Annotated in this window: 18 protein-coding genes; 10 read left to right on the top strand and 8 right to left on the bottom strand. The window is 73.4% G+C overall.

The window, feature by feature from the left end:
- Positions 1–106: 106 nt before the first annotated feature.
- From M0638_RS03315 to M0638_RS03300, 4 genes are all read left to right on the top strand, one after another.
- The gene (locus M0638_RS03315; protein WP_248665536.1) at positions 107–1,171 is read left to right on the top strand and encodes an aspartate-semialdehyde dehydrogenase; all 1,065 of its coding nucleotides are present in this window, start codon (positions 107–109) and stop codon (positions 1,169–1,171) included.
- Positions 1,172–1,395: 224 nt separating this feature from the next.
- Positions 1,396–2,883, top strand: coding sequence for a 4-hydroxyphenylacetate 3-hydroxylase N-terminal domain-containing protein (locus M0638_RS03310; RefSeq protein WP_248665535.1), 1,488 nt, complete (start codon positions 1,396–1,398; stop codon positions 2,881–2,883).
- Positions 2,884–2,989: 106 nt separating this feature from the next.
- Positions 2,990–3,388, top strand: coding sequence for a cupin domain-containing protein (locus tag M0638_RS03305; RefSeq protein ID WP_248665534.1), 399 nt, complete (start codon positions 2,990–2,992; stop codon positions 3,386–3,388).
- 99 nt (positions 3,389–3,487) lie between these two features.
- Positions 3,488–4,462: a DUF305 domain-containing protein gene (locus M0638_RS03300; protein WP_248665533.1), complete on the top strand. Its 975-nt coding sequence runs from the start codon at positions 3,488–3,490 to the stop codon at positions 4,460–4,462.
- A gap of 213 nt (positions 4,463–4,675) precedes the next feature.
- Here the strand turns inward: M0638_RS03300 and M0638_RS03295 are convergent, their stop codons facing one another.
- Entirely contained in the window at positions 4,676–5,575 is a 900-nt protein-coding gene (locus M0638_RS03295; RefSeq protein WP_248665532.1) for an NAD(P)-dependent oxidoreductase, read from the bottom strand.
- A gap of 293 nt (positions 5,576–5,868) precedes the next feature.
- Here M0638_RS03295 and M0638_RS03290 point away from each other — a divergent pair, with 293 nt between their 5' ends.
- On the top strand, positions 5,869–6,417 hold the full coding sequence (locus M0638_RS03290; RefSeq protein WP_248665531.1) for a hypothetical protein: 549 nt from the start codon (positions 5,869–5,871) through the stop codon (positions 6,415–6,417).
- Positions 6,418–6,733: 316 nt separating this feature from the next.
- Entirely contained in the window at positions 6,734–7,831 is a 1,098-nt protein-coding gene (locus tag M0638_RS03285) for a TRAP transporter substrate-binding protein (protein WP_248665530.1), read from the top strand.
- Positions 7,832–7,996: 165 nt separating this feature from the next.
- Here M0638_RS03285 and M0638_RS03280 read toward each other — a convergent pair whose 3' ends face one another.
- The 6 genes from M0638_RS03280 to M0638_RS03255 form a co-directional block, all read right to left on the bottom strand.
- Positions 7,997–9,523, bottom strand: a complete 1,527-nt coding sequence (locus M0638_RS03280; RefSeq protein WP_248665529.1) for an acyltransferase family protein — start codon at positions 9,521–9,523, stop codon at positions 7,997–7,999.
- 318 nt (positions 9,524–9,841) lie between these two features.
- Complete coding sequence (locus tag M0638_RS03275) at positions 9,842–10,327, bottom strand: F0F1 ATP synthase subunit B family protein (protein WP_248665581.1); 486 nt, start codon at positions 10,325–10,327, stop codon at positions 9,842–9,844.
- 163 nt (positions 10,328–10,490) lie between these two features.
- Positions 10,491–10,988 carry a F0F1 ATP synthase subunit B family protein gene (locus M0638_RS03270; RefSeq protein ID WP_248665528.1) on the bottom strand — a complete coding sequence of 166 codons (498 nt, stop codon included), beginning with the start codon at positions 10,986–10,988 and terminating at the stop codon, positions 10,491–10,493.
- Positions 10,989–11,126: 138 nt separating this feature from the next.
- Complete coding sequence (locus M0638_RS03265) at positions 11,127–11,372, bottom strand: ATP synthase subunit C family protein (RefSeq protein WP_248665527.1); 246 nt, start codon at positions 11,370–11,372, stop codon at positions 11,127–11,129.
- 92 nt (positions 11,373–11,464) lie between these two features.
- Complete coding sequence (locus M0638_RS03260; RefSeq protein ID WP_248665526.1) at positions 11,465–12,220, bottom strand: F0F1 ATP synthase subunit A; 756 nt, start codon at positions 12,218–12,220, stop codon at positions 11,465–11,467.
- 19 nt (positions 12,221–12,239) lie between these two features.
- Complete coding sequence (locus tag M0638_RS03255; RefSeq protein ID WP_248665525.1) at positions 12,240–12,542, bottom strand: AtpZ/AtpI family protein; 303 nt, start codon at positions 12,540–12,542, stop codon at positions 12,240–12,242.
- Positions 12,543–12,943: 401 nt separating this feature from the next.
- Between M0638_RS03255 and M0638_RS03250 the strand changes: the two genes are divergently transcribed.
- Both M0638_RS03250 and M0638_RS03245 read left to right on the top strand, forming a co-directional pair.
- Positions 12,944–13,528 carry a carbonic anhydrase gene (locus M0638_RS03250; protein WP_248665524.1) on the top strand — a complete coding sequence of 195 codons (585 nt, stop codon included), beginning with the start codon at positions 12,944–12,946 and terminating at the stop codon, positions 13,526–13,528.
- 99 nt (positions 13,529–13,627) lie between these two features.
- A complete protein-coding gene (locus M0638_RS03245) occupies positions 13,628–14,143 on the top strand; it encodes a DUF6398 domain-containing protein (RefSeq protein WP_248665523.1) in 516 nt (171 codons plus the stop codon).
- Positions 14,144–14,249: 106 nt separating this feature from the next.
- Here M0638_RS03245 and M0638_RS03240 read toward each other — a convergent pair whose 3' ends face one another.
- On the bottom strand, positions 14,250–16,118 hold the full coding sequence (locus M0638_RS03240; RefSeq protein ID WP_248665522.1) for an ABC transporter ATP-binding protein: 1,869 nt from the start codon (positions 16,116–16,118) through the stop codon (positions 14,250–14,252).
- A 239-nt stretch (positions 16,119–16,357) separates the two neighbouring features.
- On the opposite strand from M0638_RS03240, the gene M0638_RS03235 reads away from it, so the two are divergent.
- Positions 16,358–17,794 (top strand): MFS transporter, encoded by a 1,437-nt coding sequence (locus tag M0638_RS03235; RefSeq protein ID WP_248665521.1) that lies wholly within the window; start codon positions 16,358–16,360, stop codon positions 17,792–17,794.
- Between the two features lie 146 nt (positions 17,795–17,940).
- On the top strand, positions 17,941–20,058 hold the full coding sequence (gene katE / locus M0638_RS03230; protein WP_248665520.1) for a catalase: 2,118 nt from the start codon (positions 17,941–17,943) through the stop codon (positions 20,056–20,058).
- Positions 20,059–20,127 lie beyond the last annotated feature (69 nt).

Here is a 20,127-nt window from a genome sequence, read left to right as displayed (position 1 = left end):
TGAGCATCACCGCCTAGCGAACAGGAAGGCCCCGCCGGAGACGGACGGGGCCGACGCCGAGACCCGGCGCCCGTCTCTCCCCGGCACCACCATGACGGAGAGACCCATGCCAGACACCATCGCGCCCCCCGCCCCCGCCCCGCTCCGGCAGGTCGTGGCCGCCTCGCCCAACATCGCCATCGTCGGCGCCACCGGCGCGGTCGGCATCGAGCTGCTGCGCTGCCTGGAGGCGCGCGGCTTCCCGCTGGGCCGGCTGCGCCTGCTCGCCTCGCCGCGCTCGGCCGGCCGCACCCTGCCCTTCCGGGGCGAGGAACTGCCGGTCGAGGCGCTGGGCGAGGAGAGCTTCGCCGGCATCGACATCGCCCTGTTCTCGGCCGGCAGCGGCGTCTCGAAGCGCCATGCCGCCGCCGCCGTGGCCGCCGGCGCCGTGGTGGTGGACAATTCCTCCGCCTTCCGCATGGACCCCGACGTGCCGCTGGTGGTGCCGGAGGTGAACGGCGACACCCTCGCCTCCCATCGCGGCATCGTCGCCAACCCGAATTGCGTCGCCGCCATCGCGACGGTGGCGCTGGCGCCGCTGCACCGGGCGCACCCGATCCGGCGGCTGACCGCCGCCACCTACCAGGCCGCCTCCGGCGCGGGCGCGGCGGCGATGGAGGAGCTGCGCGAATCCACCGCCGCCTATCTGCGCGGCGAGGACTACGCGCCGCGCGTGCTGCCGCACCCCTACGCGTTCAACCTGTTCAGCCACAACGCCGAGATGGACCCGGAGAGCGGCCACAACGGCGAGGAGCTGAAGGTGGTGGCGGAGACGCGCCGCATCCTGGACGCGGCGGCGCTGCCGATCGGCATCACCTGCATCCGCGTGCCGGTGCTGCGCGCCCACGCCATGGCGCTGACGGTGGAGTTCGACGCGGTGGTGAGCCCGGCCGAGGCGCGCGCGCTGCTCGCGGCGGCGCCGGGGCTGCGGCTGGTGGACGACCTCGCCGCCAACCATTTCCCGATGCCCTCCGAGGCCTCCGGCCAGGACGACGTGCTGGTCGGCCGCGTCCGCCGCGACCTCGGCGACCCGTCCGGCCGCACGCTGGCGCTGTTCGTCGCGGGCGACCAGCTCCTGAAGGGCGCGGCGCTGAACGCGGTGCAGATCGCCGAGCTGCTGCTGCGCCGCTGAGGCACCGCGTGCGGCCCCCGCGCGGGCGCCATCGCCCGGGCGGGAGCCCGTTGCGGCGGCCGCACGCCCTGCCGGTGGCCGGCCGCCCGGCGGCGCCGGCGCGGCCAGCCCCTTGGTGTGGCTGCACCCACCCATTACCCTGCGCGCCGCGCGCCCGCAGAGGCGCCGGGAAAAGGCTGGAGGAACGCCGCCCACGGCACGCCGCACCGGGGAAGGGCTTGGGCATGCTGAGGACGGGTCAGGACTATCTCGCGGCGCTGCGCGACGGGCGGCGCGTGCGCATCGGCGCCGAACTGGTCACGGATGTCGCCGCGCATCCCGCCTTCCGCGACACCGCCGCCTCCTTCGCCGCGCTCTACGACCGCAAGCGCGCCCCGGAACACCGCGACGCCCTGTCGTTTGTGCCGGAGGACGCCGGGGCGGATGGCGAGCCCTGCTCCGCCTGGTACCTGCTGCCGCGCGACAGGGCCGACCTTCGCCGCCGCGCCGAGGCGCACCGGCGCATCGCGCAATGGTCGCACGGGCTGCTCGGCCGCTCGATGGACCACTTCGCCTCCTACGTGACCGGGCTGCGGATGTGCCCCGAACTGTTCGAGGGCAACCGCGCCGGCTTCGGCGACAACCTCGTGCGCTACCACGCGCGGATGCGCCGGGAGGACCTGTTCACCAGCTACCTCGTGCTCAGCCCGCAGGCCGCGCGCAGCGCCGAGCTGTACCAGCGCCAGGCGCACGGGCATCCCAGCCTGCGCATCGAGCGCGAGGACGATGACGGCATCGTCGTCTCGGGCGTGAAGAATTTCGGCACCGGCGTGGTCTTCGCCGACGATGCCTGGATCGGCAACATCCTGCCGCTCGACCCCGCCGAGCGCGCGCACGCGCTGACCTGCGCCGTCCCGCTCGGCAGCCCCGGCGTCTCGATCTGGGTGCGCGAGCCCTTCGCGCTGAAGGCGCGCGGCCCGGCAGAGAACTACTTCTCGACGCATTTCGACGAGACCGACGCGGTGCTGGTGCTGGAGCGCGTGAAGGTGCCGTGGGAGCGCGTCTTCCTGCTCGACGACCCCGCCCTCTCGCGCGACATCTACTTCCGCACGCCGGCGCACCTGATGGGCAACCACCAGTCCACGCTGCGCTTCGTCGAGAAGCTGAAGCTGCTCGGCGGCATCGCGCACAAGGCGGCGGAGCTGTCGGGCGTGCTGCACCTCGTGCCGGTGCAGCAGGTGCTCGGCCGCCTCGCCGCCTTCGAGGCGACGCTGCTCGCCCTGGCCACGGCGCAGGTCGAGGAGTGCGAGAGCCTGGTGCCGGGCTACGTCAACGTGAACCGGCGCTACCTCTACGCCGCGATCAACGCCTGCGCGCACGAATACGCGGGCATCGCCGACCGGGTGAAGGAGCTGCTCGGCGCCAACCCGTTCCAGATGCCGGCCGACGCCTCGCTGTTCGAGGATCCGGACCTGCGCGCCACCTTCGAGGCGCACTGGGGCGCCCCTGGCGCCGACGCCACGACGCGGTTCGGCTTCGTGAAGCTGGCCTGGGACCTGCTCGGCTCGGATTTCGGCGGCCGGCACACGCAGTACGAGCGCTTCTACGGCGGCCCGGTGGTGGTGAACGACCTCTACAGCTTCCGGCACTGCCCCTGGGAGGAGCGGCGCGGCGCGGTGGACCGGCTGCTCGACGCCTTGCCGCTGCCGGCGGCGCGCCGGGCGGCGGAATAGTCTCGCCCCGATCACACCCCGCCCCGATCACAGCCGGGCGACCGGCACCTTCCCGGGCCCGCCGCCGACCCCACCTCGCCGCGATGGACCCGCAGGAGGCAAGGCGATGGATACGGAACGGCTACGACTGCTCGCGGACGGGGTGGCTGCCACGCCCTTCGCAATTCCCGGCGCCACCGGCGGCGAGTTCCGCATCCAGCTGCTCAACGAGGACGCGGCGCGCGGCGTGGTGACGACGGTGGTCCATCTGCCGGCCGGCGGACGCATCCCGGCGCATTCGCACGGCGCCGGCGCCGAGATGCACTACGTGCTGGAGGGCGACCTGATCGAGGGCGGCGAGACGCTCGGCCCCGGCGCCTTCCTGACCCACGCGGCCGGCGTGGTGCACGGCCCGCACGAAAGCCGCGGCGGCGCCCGGGTGCTGACGGTGCAGCAGTGGCAGTCGCGCGACGGCGACTTCGACTTCCAGCCCGCCGAGGCGTCACCGGGCCCGGAGCGCGGCTGAGCCCCGGCCGGCACGGGCCGCGGACCGGGCTTGACCTTCCCACGGCGGGAAGCCCCACCTCCCCCGGGTCAGGGACCAACCACCGGAGGAGAGACCGGCATGCCCGCCCCCGCCCCGCGTCACCGCCTGCTGCCGCTGACGCTTGCCGCGACGCTGCTGCTTGCTCCCCATGCCAGCCGTGCCGCGATCGAGGACGAGGCGGCGCCGGAAGGCGCGCCCGTCACCACCGGCTGGTACGACCTGCAATTCCGCGCCCCCGGCGCGCCGACCGTCGATCCGGCGACGGCGAAGGCCGACCGCGACTACCTCGCCGGCATGCGGCCGCACCATGCCGGCGCGCTGAGCATGGCGCGCGAGTACCTGGACGACCCGCAATCCTCCTCGCTGGTGCTGCGCCAGCTCGCGCGGGCCATCATCGTCAACCAGTCCTTCGAGATACGCGCGATGGACGAGGTGGAGCGCCGCCTGTCGCAGCCGGCCCGCATCCTGGATCTCGGCTTCACCCGCCTCGTCGTCCGCCCGACCGCGACCGAGGGGCTGCTGGAATCCGAGCGGTTCTTCCGCGCGCCCATCCCGACCCGCGCCGCCGCCGTCGTCGCGCCGTTCGTGCCCGTCACCGCGCGCGACGTGCAGTTCGCCAAGGCGATGACGATCCACCACCAGGCCGCGCTCGACATGGCGCGCGGCTACAACGCCAACCCGGCGGCGCGGAACAACTACCTGCGCCTGCTCAACGTGGACATCGTCACCGACCAGAGCCAGGAGATCGCGCTGATGCGCAACGTGATCGCCACCTATCCGGGCGACGCGGACGCGGTGCGGGTGGATGCCTCGATGATCCACGGCATGGAGGGAATGGGCCATGGCGGCCACGGTGCCACCGCGCCCGGCGCGGACCAGGGGGCCATGGACCATGGCGGCATGAACCACGGCGACATGGACCATGGTGCGGCGGGCCGTGACGGGGCGGGCCATGACGGGGCGGGCCATGGGCAGCCCGACGCCGCGCAGCCGACCGCCGCGCCGGCGACGTCCATGCCCCGGCGCGCCGTCACGCCACATCACCATCACTGACCGGGCGTCCGGCGCGCGAAGCCGGAACCGGGCGCGCCGCGGGCCGCCGCTCCGGCGGCGGCGCCACGACGGGCGCCCGGACCGGCGCCCGGACCGACGCACGGACCGGCGCCGCCCCTCGCCGGCACCGGCGCGTTCCGTCGGGGGCGCGTTGCCCGTACCGGCCCGACCGGCCAAGGCGACGCCGGCCCCGAGCCGGCCGGGAAGCCGCCTTCAGCCCTTCAGGCGCGGCGGCGCCACCCCGGCGGCGGCGCACTGGGCATCGAGCATCGCCGAGAAATCCTGCCGCCCCATGCCCCGTGCGCGGGCGGCATTGAACGCCTCGCGCGCCGCCGCCGCCACCGGCAGCGGCACCCGCGCCGCGCTCGCCGCCTGCAGGATCAGCGACAGGTCCTTGTGCGCGAGGTCGATCGCGAAGCCCGGCTCGGTGTCGCCGGCCAGCACCTTGTTCGGCCAGTTCACCTTGAGCTGCCCGTTCGTCGCCGTGGTGCCGTGCAGCACCTCCAGCGTCTTCTCCAGGTCGAGCCCGAAGGCGGCGCCGAGCGACAGCGCCTCGGCGTTGAGCTGGCAGAGGATCACGGCCAGGTAGTTGTTCACCAGCTTGGTGCGCGTGCCGGCGCCGGGGCCGCCGCAATGGTGGATGGTGCTGCCCATCGCCTCCAGCAGCGGCTTCACCCGCGCGAAGTCCGCCTCGCTGGCGCCCACCATGAACAGCGATTCGCCGCGATCGGCATGCTGCGCGAGTCGGCCCACCGGCGCGTCCACGAAGCCAATGCCGCGCCCGGCGCAGGCGGCGGCGACGCGGTCGGTCGTCTCCGGGTCCACGGTGGACATGTCCATCACCAGCCCGCCGGGGCGCAGGTTGGCCAGCAGCCCGTCGGCGCCGAGGATCGTCTCCGCCACCTCGCGCGGGCCGGGCAGCATGGTGACGGCGATGTCGCTGGCCCGCGCCACGGCGGCGGGGCTGCCGGCCCGCTCGGCGCCCAGCGCCTCCAGCGCCTGCACCGGGGCGTCGGCGATGTCGAACACCGTCATCGGGTGCTGCCGGCGACGGATGTTGGCGGCCATGGGCCGGCCCATGCGCCCGAGCCCGACGAAGCCGATGCGTTCCATGCGTTTCCTCTCCCTGTGTCCGGCGGCGGGCCGGTGCGGCGGATCCGTCCCGATCGGGCGGGCCAGCCCGGCCCTTGTTCGCATGCGGACAGCCGGTCCTTCCGTAGGGCATTCCACGATCGGGCGAAACCGGTCCTCGCAGGGCAGAGGCGACCCGGGGCGGGCGCCACCGGGGACGAGCCGCGCCCGGCGCGGCTGCGCCATCTCCAGTCCAGCGTGGCTGCGCCGCCTCCAGTCTGGCGCGGCTGCGCCGCGACGCGTATGCGACTGGCGCGGAATCGCGAGGGTCGTGCATGGAATCGTCTTGGCTGCAATGGGCGCAGGATGCGGCGATGCGGCTGTGGCTGCTCTCGCCGCTCCTCGGCGGCCTGGCCGGTGCCGTGGCGGCCCTGCTGGTCCTCTGGGTGGGCCGCGGCCGCGGCCCGCTGGAGACCGCCCGCGCCGCTGCCGCCATCGCCGAGCGCAGCGCCAACATCGCGCAGGACACGCTGGCCGAATCGGCGCGCCTCAAGCAGATCGAGGTGGTGTACCGCGAGTTCCAGCAGGTGCAGGACGACGTGGCCTTCGTGGTCGCCTGGGCGCAGATGATCGCCGGCGGCACCCCGCCGGAAGGCTCGGAACGACAGTACCTGATCCAGACCGCCGCGCGCCTGCGGACCTCCATCCTCGGCACCAGCAACAATCCCGCCCTGCAGCAGCTCCAGACCTTGTCGGACGCGGTGGCGACGAACCACTACGACGCGCTGCGTCCGCAACTCGGCCACGAATGGACGGGCAGGTTGCAGCGCGCGGTCATGCAGCTGCGCCGCGACTTCGGCCTGGACGAGCCGCCGGAGGGCTAGAGCCGTTCCGGCCAGAGCGGATCGCCGACGGGCCGACACGCCCGGCGGCGTGAATCCGCGCCGGGAATAACGGGCTGCGGCGAACCGCAGTCCCAACCGGACTGCGGTTCGCTCCAGCGCCCCGGAAGAGACGCCGGGACAGAGGCTGGCACGGCTCGAAGCGGCCGCCGCGCGTAAGCCGCCCTTCCGCCGTGCCGGGGCGTGAGCCGCATCGCCGATGCGTTGCGCCGATCTCCCGTTCCGGGCAATCTCCCGTCAAACGAGAATGGGCCGATCGAGAATTGGCCGATCGAGAATGGGAGCGTCCGGACCCTCCATGGGCACCAATCGTCGCAACTTCCTCGCCGCGGGCGCCACCGGCACCGCCGGCGCGGTGCTGGCCACCCCCAACCTGGCCAGCGCGCAGCCGCGCATCCGCTGGCGCTGCCCGGGCAGCTTCCCGAAGTCGCTCGACACGCTGTACGGCGCGCAGGAATTCATCGCCCGCCGCGTCTCGGAGATGACCGAGGGCGCGTTCCAGATCCAGATGTTCGCCGCCGGCGAGCTGGTGCCCGCGCTGCAGGTGCTCGACGCCGCCGGCGCCGGCACGGTCGAGTGCGGCTACACCAGCGGCTACTACTACATCGGCAAGGACCCTTCGCTGGCCCTGCCCTGCACCATCCCCTTCGGCCTGAACACGCGCCAGACCTGGTCCTGGCTGAACCACGGCGGCGGCCGGCAGATCTGCGCCGAGGTGTACCGCGACCAGGGCGTGGTCGGCATTCCCGCCGGCAACACCGGCGCGCAGATGGGCGGCTGGTTCCGCAAGGAGATCCGCAACGTCGGCGATCTCCAGGGGCTGAAGTTCCGCATCGCCGGCTACGGCGGCGCGGTGCTGCAGAAGCTCGGCGTCGTGGCGCAGCAGATCGGCGGGCCGGACATCTACCCGGCGCTGGAGCGCGGCGTGATCGACGGTGCCGAATGGGTCGGTCCCTACGACGACGAGAAGCTCGGCTTCAACCGCGTGGCGCAGTACTACTACTACCCGGGCTGGTGGGAGTACGCGCCCTCCATCGACATGATGGTCAACGCCCAGGCCTGGGATGCCCTGCCGAAGCAGTACCAGGCGATCTTCGAGGCCGCCTGCGCCGAGGCGTGGCACTGGATGCCGGGCCGCTACGACAGCCTCAACCCGCCCGCGCTGCGCCGGCTGATCGCCTCCGGCACGCAGTTGCGCGGCTTCCCGCGCGACGTGATGCTGGCCTGCTACCGCTCGGCGCAGGAGCTGTACCGCGAGATCGGCGACGGCAATCCGCGCTTCAAGCGCATCCACGCGGAGTGGGACAAGTACCGGCTGGACCAGGAAGCGTGGTTCCGCGTCGCCGAGGACAGCCTGGCGAACCTGCTGGCGGTGGCGACGCAGCAGCGGGGCTGACGCGGACGGGCGGGTCGTCCGCCCCGTCCGGCGTATGACGGGTCCGGGACAGGCGCCGGGACGGGGCGGCGAATGGCGTCGCCGGCACGGGCCGGCGGCGGACCCGCCGCCGGGCGCCGCCGCTCTCCGGCCATCCGCACCGACGTCCGCACCGGCGGGTGGCGGTCAGGGGGGGCCGGCGCAGCGCAGCGCGTCCGGCGGAATCGACAGCGGGGCGACCTGCCGGCCCGACAGCAGCAGCGCCTCCAGCGCCGCGCCCGGCGCGCAGACCGACCCCGGCAGCGTTCCGGCGAAGCCGATCCGCGCGCCGCCCTCGATCCGCAGCGCGGCCAGCACGTCGGGTCGCGGCGTGGCGGGCAGCACGCTGCCCACGTAGCGGCCGCCGAGGAAGAACAGGACGGCCGGCGCCGGGTCGTTGCCGCTCCGGTCCACCACCCAGCCGCTGACCCGCACCCGATCCCGCTGGTCCGCCAGGTCCGATGCCAGGTCGAGATGCCCGACCAGAACGCTTCCCGGCAGCAGCCCCCGGCGCGCGGCGCGCTGGAGGAGCGGCAATGCCGCATCCGTTCCGTCGGCAAGCTGCGCGCCGACCGCCGCCGCTTCCCGCGTCTCGTGCCGCTCCCGCCGCACCCGCAGATCCTCCCGGAGCCCGCCGCCCAGGATGGCCGTCAGGAACAAGGCGTTGGCGGCATGGCGCAGCCAGCCCGGCGCCCGGTCGCAGCCCCGCTTGAGCCCGCGATACAGCCGGATGTCCAGCTTGCCGACGAGGACCGAGACGGCCAGCGAGGCCCCGATGGCGGCCAGCCACGCGGCGAGGGGCGGGCAGGCGGGCGGCAGGGCCTGCAGCAGCCAGATCACCGTCGGGACGTGGACGAGGTAGAGGGCGAAGCTCCAGTCCCCCAGCCGGGACAGCGTCTCGATCTCCCCGTGCGCCGGCCTCTCCCCGGCCGAGGCGGCGACGGCCACGAGCAGGGCGCAGCCCGCGCCGACGGTCCAGACCACGAAGGCGGGCATCGCCCCGCAGGCGAGGATCAGCGACAGGCCGAGCACGAGGCAGCCCGGGCCGGCCCGCACCCGGGCGATCGCCGCCGGGATCATCAGCCCGAGCACGAAGCCGACGCAGCGCTCCGAGAACGGCAGGAAGGTCAGGGTCGGGAAATTGCCGTCCTGGCTGTAGCCCTCCCAGTACGGGAACCACACCCTGGCCGCGACCAGCAGGGCGAGCCAGCCCAGCGCCAGCAGGTGCAGCCGCCGCCCCTGGCCGACGGCGATCGCCGCGAACACGATCACGTAGAAGACCAGCTCGAAGGGCAGGGTCCATTCGACGCCGAGCACGTACCAGTGCGGCCCGCCCGGGATCAGCATGAAGGCGGCGGGATCGAGGGCGACCGGCTCGGCCAGCCACAGCTTGGCCAGCGCCACCGCGCCGGCGACGAGCCAGTAGACCGGATAGATCCGGAAGACGCGGTGGACCAGGAACACCGAGGCCGGGGTGGTGCCGGCGATCCCGGCCATCAGGTAGCCCGAGATCACGAAGAACAGCGTGATGCCGAGCAGGCCGAAATGGCCGTCGAACACGGCGAACAGCGCGCCGTCGTGGCGTATCGTCGCGACGTAGTGGGCCGCGTGGTAGAGCAGCACCGAGAAGGCCGCGAGGGCGCGCAGGTACTGGATCCCGGAGATCCGCCGCACCCTGCTTCCGGCACCGGCCGGGGGTGTGGCCGCCCCGCCGCAGCCGGCCGCGGCGGCGCGCGGCGCGCCGGTCAGCACGAGCGGCTTCATCCGCGCATGGCCGGCAGCCGCCCCGGCCGCGCGAGGCGCGGGCACAGGAAGGGCCCGGCCACCTGCGCGGCCGGGCCCTTCCCGGAGCTGCGAAGGACTGCCGCCGATCGGATCATACGGGTCCGCAATTGCGCGGACCCGCATGATCCGTCGGTTCTGCGCACGGCCGCCCCGCCAACCCCGCGCGCGATACCGGCCCGCACAAGTCCTGACTTGTGCGGGCCGGTATCAGTGGCGCAGCGCCTGCGGCAGGTCGGCCACCGCGCGGTCGATCAGCGCCGCGTCGGCCTGGGCGTCGAGGCCCTCGGCGATCACGGTGCGGGCGGCGGCGGCGGCGATCTCGGCGGCGGCGGCGCGCACCTCGTTCACCGCGCCGGTCTCGGCGGCGGCGATGCGGTCCATCGCCATGCGCTCGCGGCGGCGGGCGGCGGCCTCGGCCTCGGCGGCGGTGGCCTGGCCGACGCGCTCGGCCTCGGCCCTGGCGCGGGCGATGAGCTGCTCGGCCTCGGCCTGCGCCGCGCGGCGGTCGGCCTCGGCCTGGCGACGCATGGTCTCCGCCTCCTCGCGCAGGCGCTTGGCCTCGTCCAGCTCGGCGCGGACGCGGGCGCCGCGCGCGTCGAGCATGGCCGTCAGCTTCGCCCAGGCGACCTTGCCGACCAGGACGAAGAAGATGACGAAGGCGACGGCGACCCAGAAATGCGGGTCCTCCCACAGGCTGGCGTGCCCGTGGCCGCCCCCGTGCCCCCCCCCGGGGCCGCCATGGCCTGCCGCCGCGGCGTGCGGATCGGCGGCCAGGGCGGTGCCGAGGAAGGCCACGCCGGCGAGGGCGGTACCGGCGAGGGCGTTGCCGATGAGCGTGAGCATGCTGGCGCTTCCCTCAGGCGCGGCCGCGGGCGGCGAGCTCGCGCCCGACGGCGGCGTCGACCGCGTTGCGGTCGGCATTGCCGGTCAGTCGTTGCACCAGCGCCTCGGCGGTGTCGGTGGCGACCTCGCGCAGCGCGCCCATGGCGCTGTCGCGCGCGGCCGAGATGCGCCGCTCGGCGGCCTCGATCTGCTCGTCGAGGCGCGCCTGCAGCGCCTCGGCGCGGGCATTGGCGTCGGCCTGGGCCGACTGGGTGGCGGCGGCGATCGCCGCGTTCGCCTCGGCCCGCGCCTGCGCCGTGGCGAGGCGGTGCGCCTCCATGGCGGCGTCGGCCTCGGCCTTGGCGGCGCGGGCGGCGTCGAGGTCGGCGGCGATGCGGCTGCGCCGATCCTCCAGCACGGCCCCGATGCGCGGCAGCACGGTGCCGGACAGGATGATGTAGAGGAGACCGAAGATGATCAGCAGCCAGACGATCTGGGCGATCATCAGATCGGTCAGGTTGAGCTGCGGCATCGTGCTGCGGTCCCGTTCCTGCCGTGTGGGCCGGGCCCGCGGCCCGACCTGGTCCTGGCCGTCATCGGCGCGCCGCGCCGTCCCGGCCATGCTCGGCGCGCGCCGCGCCGCCCGGTCGGGCGGCGCGGGCGGGCCGGCTCAGACGAACAGGATGAGGAAGGCGATCAGCAGCGCGAACAGCGCCACCGCCTCGGTCAGGGCGAAGCCCAGGATGCCGATCGGGAACACCGCGTCGCGGGCGCCGGGGTTGCGGGCGACCGAGGAGATCAGCGAGGAGAAGATGTTGCCGATGCCGAGGCCGACGCCGAACAGGGCGATCACGGCGAGGCCGGCGCCGAGGGCCTTGAAGGCGGGGATCAGGGCGGTGGCGGCAGCAGCGTCCATGGGTAGCGGTCCTTCCTAGGGAGATGTCCGTATGGGTGGCAGGAACGGGTCCGCCGCGGGGAGCGCCCGCGGGGAGGCCCCGGTGGCGCCCCTTAGTGCAGGTGCACCGCGTCGTGCAGGTAGATGCTGGTCAGGATCGCGAACACGTAGGCCTGCAGGAAGCCGACCAGGATCTCGAACCCGATGAGCACGACGTTGAGGGCGAGCGGGCCGACGGCGACGATCTTGCCGATCAGCCCGAGCCCGCCCAGCATCACGATGAAGCTCGCGAAGACCTGCAGCATCACGTGTCCCGCCACCATGTTGGCGAAGAGACGGATCGAGAGGCTGACCGGGCGCGAGAGGTAGGAGACGATCTCCACCGGGATGATGATGGGCGCCAGCCAGAGCGGCGCGCCCTCCGGGAAGAAGTAGCCGAAGAACTTCAGCCCGTGCAGCCGCAGCGCCACCACCGTGATCAGCACGAACACGATCGCGGCCAGCGCGAAGGTGACGGCGATGTGGCTGGTGAAGGTGAAGGCGAAGGGGAACAGGCCGATCAGGTTGCCGAACAGGATGAACATGAACAGGGTGAACACGAAGGGGAAGTAGCGCTTCCCCTCCTCGCCCACCTGGCTGACCACCATGTCCTGGATGAATTCGTAGAGGGATTCGGTCAGCGCCTGCAGCCGGCCGGGGATCACGGCGCGCGCGCCGATGCCCGCCATCAGCAGCAGGGTGATGAGCCCGACCACCAGCAGCATGTGGGCGGAAGACTGGGTGAACCCGACGCTGGCGCCGATCCGCCCGAAGACGGGCACCAGCTCGAACTGGCCCAGCGCGTCGATCGAACTGCCCTCTGCGGCCACTTCCGGCTCCCTCGTCCCGTCAATGAATGCCGCGGCGGGGGGCGAACAGTCGGTAGACGTTCAGGATCCCGGCGGCAGCGCCCAGCACGAACCCCAGCAGGAGCAGCCATGGGAACGTGCCGAGCCAGCGATCCAGCACCCACCCGAGCGCGACGCCCGCGATCAGTGCCGAGACCACCTCGATGCCCGCGCGCAGGCCGAGCCCCATCGAGCCGCCGGGAAGCCCGGAGGCGCCGGAGCCCTGCTCCTGCGCCGCCCGATCGAGGCCATGCCGGCCCCGCGCCTCCCGCAGGCGCTCTTCGAAACCGTTCTGCTCGTTCACAGGCTCCTCCAACGGGTCGCCGCCGGAAAGCGGCCCGCTCGTAAGGCGCCCCCGGCGGGGTGTCAAGGTGAGGACGGCCCGGAACGATCGGCCGGCGTGCCGGCGTGGCGGCCGGAAGCGTTCCAGGCGCCGAAGAGTGGCCCCCGGCTGGCCGGCCGTTGGCCAACGGGCGCGCGGCCGGGCACGCGGCGCGCCCGGCGATGCACCGCCTTCGGTTGCAGGCCCGGCCGGTTGCACCATACCGTGGCGGCGAAGCGGAGAATCGAAACGCCATGTGCATCAATTGCAAGGCACCGGGCCCGTCGCGGCGCCGGTTGCTGGCCGGCCCCCCGACGCTCGGGGCGCTTTCCCTGCCGGGCCTTGCCCTGGCGCAGGGCGCGGCCGGCCAGGCAGCCGCGCCCATGGCGCCGCGGGCGGCGCTGGAGCGGCTGGCGGCCGGCAACCGCCGCTACGTCGCCGACACCCCGCAGGCGCGGGACTTCTCCGCCGGCCGGGCGGCACGCGCCGCCGCCCAGCATCCCTTCGCCGCCGTGCTCGCCTGCGCCGATTCCCGGGTTGCGCCGGAACTCCTGTTCGACGAGGGCCCGGGCGATCTCTTCGTCGTCCGGGTGGCGGGCAATTTCGTCAACGCGGACGGGCTGGGCAGCCTGGAATTCGGCGCCGCCGTGCTCGGCACCCGGGCCATCCTGGTGCTCGGCCACACGAGCTGCGGCGCGGTGGACGCCACGGTGAAGGTGTTGCGCGAGGGCAACAACGACCTGCCCGGCGACATCGCCACGCTGGTGAACGCCATGAAGCCCGGCATCGAGCCGGCGCTGCGCGACCCGGGACCGGACCTCGCGACGCGGGCGCTGGAGGCGAATGTGCGCCACGCCATGCGCCGGCTGGAGGGCTCGCCGATCCTGGCGAAGCTGATCGGCGAGGGCCGGCTGGCGGTCGCCGGCGGCATCTACGAGCTGGCGACCGGGCAGGTGCGGATGCTGTAGCGGCGGGAGGGCGCGGCGGCGTCCCGCCACCTCGATTCCTTGCCGGTGCCCGCACCGGCTGGCATGGTGCCCCGTATCGCCGACACAGCGAGGCTCGCCTTGCCGGTATCCCGGTCCGGCACCGTCCCGAAGGCCATGCAGCCGCGCTACGAGGCCGTGGTCGCGCAGACCGACGCCTTCTGCCGCGACCATCTGGACGAGGAGTACCGCGACCTGGCACGCGCCATGGCGGCCGCGCTCGCGCGCAAGCGGCCGAGTCCCCTCGCCTCCGGCCAGGCGCGCGGCTGGGCCTGCGGCATCATCCATGCCCTCGGCCAGATCAACTTCCTCTCCGACAAGGCGAGCAGGCCGTCCATGACCATGGCCGAGGTCGCGGCGGGATTCGGCGTCGGCCAGAGCACGGCGAGCGCCAGGGCGAAGGTGATCACGCAGGCGCTGCGCACCGGCCGCATGGACCCGACCTGGATGCGCCGCGACCTCGTCGACCGCAATCCGCTGGTGTGGATGGCGGAGGTGAACGGCATGCTGGTCGACCTGCGCGCCATGCCGCGGGAGGTGCAGCGGATCGCCCACGAGAAGGGCATGATCCCCTACGTCCCGGCGGATGAGGGCTGACGCGACCGGTCGCCGTCGCGTGCGTCGCCGGCGGTCCCGGCGCCGGCCGAGGGGGGCTCGTGGACGTACCGGCCAGGGGCCCGCGCGGGGCTGACGGCCCCGCCCCTCACGCCTCGATGAAGGCGCCCGACTGCCGCCGCCACAGCGCGGCATAGACGCCGTCCCGACGCAGCAGCGCCTCGTGCGTGCCGGTCTCGGCGACGCGGCCGCCCTCCAGCACCACCAGCCGGTCCATCCGGGCGATGGTGGAGAGGCGGTGGGCGATGGCGATCACCGTCTTGCCCGCCATCAGCGCGTCGAGCTGCTCCTGGATCGCCGCCTCGACCTCCGAATCGAGCGCCGAGGTGGCCTCGTCCAGCACCAGGATCGGCGCGTCCTTCAGCAGCACCCGGGCGATGGCGACGCGCTGCCGCTGGCCGCCGGAGAGGCGCACCCCGCGCTCGCCGGCATGCGCGTCGTAGCCCTGCCGCCCGCGCCAGTCCTCCAGGCCGAGGATGAACTCCTCCGCATGGGCGCGCCGCGCCGCCGCCTCGATCTCGGCCTCGGTCGCCCCGGGCCGGCCGTAGCGGATGTTGTCGCGGATCGAGCGGTGCAGCAGGGAGGTGTCCTGCGTCACCATGCCGATCGCCCCGCGCAGCGATTCCTGCGTCACGCCGGCGATGTCCTGCCCGTCGATCAGGATCCGCCCCGACTCCGGCGCGTGGAAGCGCAGCAGCAGGTTGACCAGGGTGGACTTGCCCGCCCCGGAACGCCCGACCAGCCCGATCCGCTCGCCCGGCGCGATCGCGAGGTCGAGCCCCTTGAGCACCCCGGCCTCCCGCCCGTAGCCGAACCGCACCCCCTCGAAGCGGATCGCCCCGTGCGTGACGCGCAGCGGCCGGGCGCCGGGCGGGTCGGGCGCGGTCGGCTCGCGGGCGATGGTCGCCATGCCCTCCTGCACCACGCCGATGTTCTCGAAGATCGCGGTGACGTTGAAGGAGACCCAGCCCGAGATGTTGGCGATCTGCCAGGCCATCGGGATCGCGGTCGCGACCGTCCCCACCCCGAAGGCGCCGCGCGACCAGAGGAACAGCGCCAGCCCCGCCGTGCCCACCAGCAGCAGCGCGTTGAGCGAGGAGAGCAGGAAGCCGTTCCACGTCACCTGCCGCATCTGCCGGCGGAAGGCCTCCGTCAGCATGTCGAGCGATTCGCGGACGTGCGCGTCCTCGTCGCGGGCGCGGGCGAAGAGCTTGACGGTGAGGATGTTGGTGTAGCTGTCCACGATCCGGCCGGTGAGCAGCGAGCGCGCCTCGGAGGCGGCCCGCGCCCGGTCGCGCATGCGCGGCACCAGGAAGCGCAGCAGCGTCGCGTAGGCGACGAACCAGACCAGGATGGGCAGGGCGAGTCGCCAGTCGGCGGCGGCGAGCAGCCCCACCGCGATGCTGCCGTAGACGACGATGTACCAGACGGCGTTCACCGCCTGCACCAGGCTCTCGCGCAGCGCCGGGCCGGTCTGGGTGACGCGGGTGGCGATGCGGCCGGCGAAGTCGTCCTGGAAGAAGCCCCAGCCCTGGCGGACCACGTGCCAGTGGCTCTGCCAGCGGATCAGGCTGGTCACGTTGGCGTTGATGCCCTGCTGGGTGACGAGGTTCTGCAACAGCAGCGCCGCCGGCCGCAGCACCAGGAACAGCAGGGCGAGCCCGGCCAGGACGTGCCAGGATTCGGCCCAGAGCCGCGCCGGCTCCCCCGCCGAGGAGACCATCGCCACCAGCCGCCCGATCGCGACCGGCACCAGCGCGTCCATCAGCGCCACCAACCCGCCCGCCACGAACAGCGCCGCGAACAGCACCCGGGCCTGGCGCAGGAAGTACCAGTAGAAGCCGGCCAGGGTGCGCGGCGGCGGCCGTTCCGGCACCGGCACGCCGGCGATCCGCGCGGCGGGGCGGCCAGGGGCCGCGGTGGGGTCGACCAGCCCCTCGAAGAAGCGGAACAGCATGGCGGGCAGAACGCGCCCGGGGCACGGATCGGTCAACCGGCCCGGACGGTGAATTGTTCGCGGCCAGCCCTTCCTGCCGTCGCCCCAGGGGGGCGGCGGGCGGCGGGCGGCAGGTCCGGAACCATCCCCGTCGCCGGCAGGCCAGACCCGCCGAAACCGCCCGGGTGTCCCGGTTTCCCGCCCTGCCGCGCTGCGGCATCCTGGCCGGACGGCGGCAGGCGGGGGGAACCGGATCAGGCATGTCGGCAGAGACGCAGTTGCGCCCGGCGGGCGATGCCGGCGGCAGCCCCGCCACCGCGCCCCCCTCCCCTCCCCCCATGGACGGCCTGCCGCCGGCGCAGCGCCGCCGTGCCGTCATCGCCATCATGATCGCGATCATGATGGCGACGCTCGACATCGCCATCGCCAACACCGCCCTGCCCGCCATCGCGGCCGACCTGCGGACCAGCGCGGCGGCCTCGGTCTGGGTGATCAACGCCTACCAGCTCGCCATGGTGGCGGCGCTGCTGCCCTGCGCGGCACTGGGCGACATCGTCGGGCACCGGCGGATCTACATCGGCGGCGTGGCGCTGTTCACCCTGGCCTCGCTGCTCTGCGCCCTCGCCTGGTCGCTGCCGACGCTCGCCGCGGCGCGGCTGCTGCAGGGGCTCGGCGCGGCGGGGGTGATGAGCGTCAACACCGCGCTGCTGCGCTTCGTCTACCCGCGCGCCCAGCTCGGGCGCGGGGTCGGGCTCAACGCCACCATGGTGGCGGTCTCCTTCGCCGCCGGCCCGACCATCGCCTCGCTGATCCTCTCGGTCGGCCCCTGGCCCTGGCTGTTCGCGGTGAACGTGCCCTTCGGCCTGCTCGCCGTGGTCGTGCTGCTGCGCGCCCTGCCCGAGACGGCACGCTCCGGCCACCGCTTCGACCTCGCCGGCGCGCTGCTGAACGCCGCCGGCTTCGGCCTGCTGATCCTGGCGATCGGCGAGGCGGCGCACCAGGCCGGGCCGCTGACCCTGGCCGCCGAGCTGGGCGCCGCCCTGCTGCTGATCCTGCTGCTGGTGCGGCGGGAGGCGAGCAGCCCGGCGCCGATGCTGCCGGTGGACCTGTTCCGGCGGCCGCTCTTCGCCCTCTCGGCGCTGACCTCCACCTGCTCCTTCGCGACCCAGGGCCTCGCCTTCGTCTCGCTGCCCTTCTTCCTCCAGCACGCGCTCGGCCGCTCCCAGGTGGAGACGGGCTTCCTGATGACGCCCTGGCCGGTGGCGGTGGCGCTGATGGGGCTGATCGCCGGCCCGCTCTCGGACCGGCACAACCCCGGCCTGCTCGGCGGCGTCGGGCTGGTGCTGCTCGCCCTCGGCATGGCGCTGCTGGCGACGCTGCCGGCCGACCCTTCGGTGTTCGACATCGGCTGGCGGATGGCGCTCTGCGGCATCGGCTTCGGCTTCTTCCAGTCGCCCAACATGAAGGCGCTGATGTCGAGCGCGCCGCCGGAGCGGGCGGGCGGGGCCAGCGGCATCGTCGCCATGGCGCGGCTGATCGGCCAGACCGTGGGCGCCGCGCTGGTGGCGCTGTGCTTCACCCTCTCGCCCGAGCACGGCGCCACGGTGGCGCTCGGCCTCGGCGTCGGCTTCGCCGCGGTGGCCAGCGTGGCGAGCTTCCTGCGGCTGCTGACGCCCAACCCGGAGCGGTCGCGCTGACTTGTTCAGGATCCGTGCCGGTGCCGGCGTAACGAGGCCCCGGCGGACGCGACCGTGCGGCGCCGCCGGCGTTGTCGGAGCCAACCACCCCCGTCCCGGCAGGTCCGGGCGTGGAGGCATGGCAACGACATCGTAAGGAGCGCCGCATGGCCCAGGATCCCCGGACCGACGACCTCGCCACCGCCCGCCTCGGCAACGTCGAGGTGCATCGCGGCGCCGGCGGCGAGACCCACCAGCTCGCCGGCGGCGACGTGCCGGTGCTGACCACGCAGCAGGGCATCCCGGTCAGCGACGACCAGAACACGCTGAAGGTGGGCCCGCGCGGCCCGAGCCTGCTGGAGGACTTCCACTTCCGCGAGAAGATGTTCCACTTCGACCACGAGCGCATCCCCGAGCGCGTGGTGCATGCGCGCGGCTTCGGTGCGCACGGCTACTACGAGAACTACGATTCCCTGGCCGACCTGACCGCCGCCGACCTGTTCCAGCGCGCCGGCGAGAAGACCCCGGCCTTCGTGCGCTTCTCGACCGTCGCCGGCAACAAGGGCTCGCCCGACCTCGCGCGGGACGTGCGCGGCTTCGCCGTGAAGCTCTACACGAAGCAGGGCAATTGGGACCTGGTCGGCAACAACATCCCGATCTTCTTCATCCAGGACGCGATCAAGTTCCCCGACCTGATCCACGCGGCGAAGCAGGAGCCGGACCGCGGCTTCCCGCAGGCGCAGACGGCGCACGACAATTTCTGGGACTTCATCTCGCTGAGCCCCGAAGCCATGAACATGGCGCTGTGGATCATGTCCGACCGGACCATCCCGCGCTCGCTGCGCTTCATGGAGGGCTTCGGCATCCACACCTTCCGCCTCGTCAACGCGGAAGGGAAGTCCACCTACGTCAAGTTCCACTGGAAGCCGAAGCTCGGCATGCAGTCCGTGGTGTGGAACGAGGCGGTGAAGATCAACGGCGCCGACCCGGACTTCCACCGCCGCGACATGTGGGACGCGATCCAGAGCGGCGACTTCCCGGAATGGGAGCTGGGGCTGCAGCTCTTCGACGACGACTTCGCGGAGAAATTCCCCTTCGACATCCTCGACGCCACCAAGATCATCCCCGAGGAGGTGATCCCGGTGCGCCGCGTCGGCCGCCTCGTGCTGGACCGCACGGTGGACAATTTCTTCGCCGAGACCGAGCAGGTCGCCTTCTGCACGCAGAACGTCGTGCCGGGCATCGACTTCACCAACGACCCGCTGCTGCAGGGCCGCAACTTCTCCTACCTCGACACGCAGCTCAAGCGCCTCGGCAGCCCGAATTTCACCCACATCCCGATCAACGCGCCCAAGACCGAGGTCTGCAATTTCCAGCAGGACGGCCACATGGCGATGCGCAACCCGAAGGGGCGCGCGAATTACGAGCCGAATTCCTGGGGCGGCGCCCTGGGCGGCCCGCGCGAGTCGCGCCAGGGCTACCGCTCCTTCCCCGCCGAGGAATCGGGCGCCAAGCGCCGCGTCCGCGCCGAGCTGTTCGCCGACCACTACAGCCAGGCTCGGCAGTTCTTCCTCAGCCAGAACCCGGTCGAGCAGACGCACATCAAGGACGCCTTCGTGTTCGAGCTGAGCAAGGTGGAGACGCCGGCGATCCGCGCCCGCATCGTCTCGCACCTGCTGAACGTGGACGAGGGGCTGGCGAAGCAGGTGGCCGACGGGCTCGGCCTCGCCGAGATGCCGCCCGCCGCCGATCCCGCGCGCCCCGTGCTGCGCGATCTGGAGGCCTCGCCGGCCCTGTCGATCCTCGGCAACGGCCCGAAGAGCTTCGCGGGCCGCAAGGTCGGCGCGCTGGTGACGGACGGCACCGACCACGCGCTGCTCAAGGCGCTGAAGGAAGCGCTGGCGGCCGAGGGGGCGATGCTGGAGCTGATCGCGCCGAAGGTCGGCGGCTTCACCTGCTCCGCCGGCCACCGGCACGAGGCGAAGCAGAAGGTGAATGGCGGCCCCTCCGTGCTGTACGACGCGGTGGCGCTGCTGCCTTCCGCCGAGGGCGCGGCGCTGCTGGCGAAGGAGGCGACGGCGAAGGACTTCGTGAACGACGCCTACGCCCATGCCAAGTTCATCGCCTTCGCGCCGACGGCGAAGCCGCTGCTCGACAAGGCGGGTCTGACGGAGCCGGACGACGGCTTCGTCGCGCTGACCTCGCCGGCGGATGCGAAGCGGTTCGTGGAGGCGTGCCGGGCGGTGCGGTTCTGGGCGCGCGAGGCGAAGGTCCACGCGGTCTGACGCCGGAGCGCTGCTTCGGCGGGGGAGGGCGTTGCCCTCCCCCGCACCCCCTCCCACCAAAGGGCGAAG

The organism is Roseomonas acroporae (assembly GCF_023223525.1).
In the GTDB taxonomy this organism is placed as follows: Bacteria; Pseudomonadota; Alphaproteobacteria; order Acetobacterales; family Acetobacteraceae; genus Roseomonas_E; species Roseomonas_E acroporae.
Note: the sequence above shows the minus strand (reverse complement) of the source record. Positions and strands in the feature narration are given on the sequence as shown.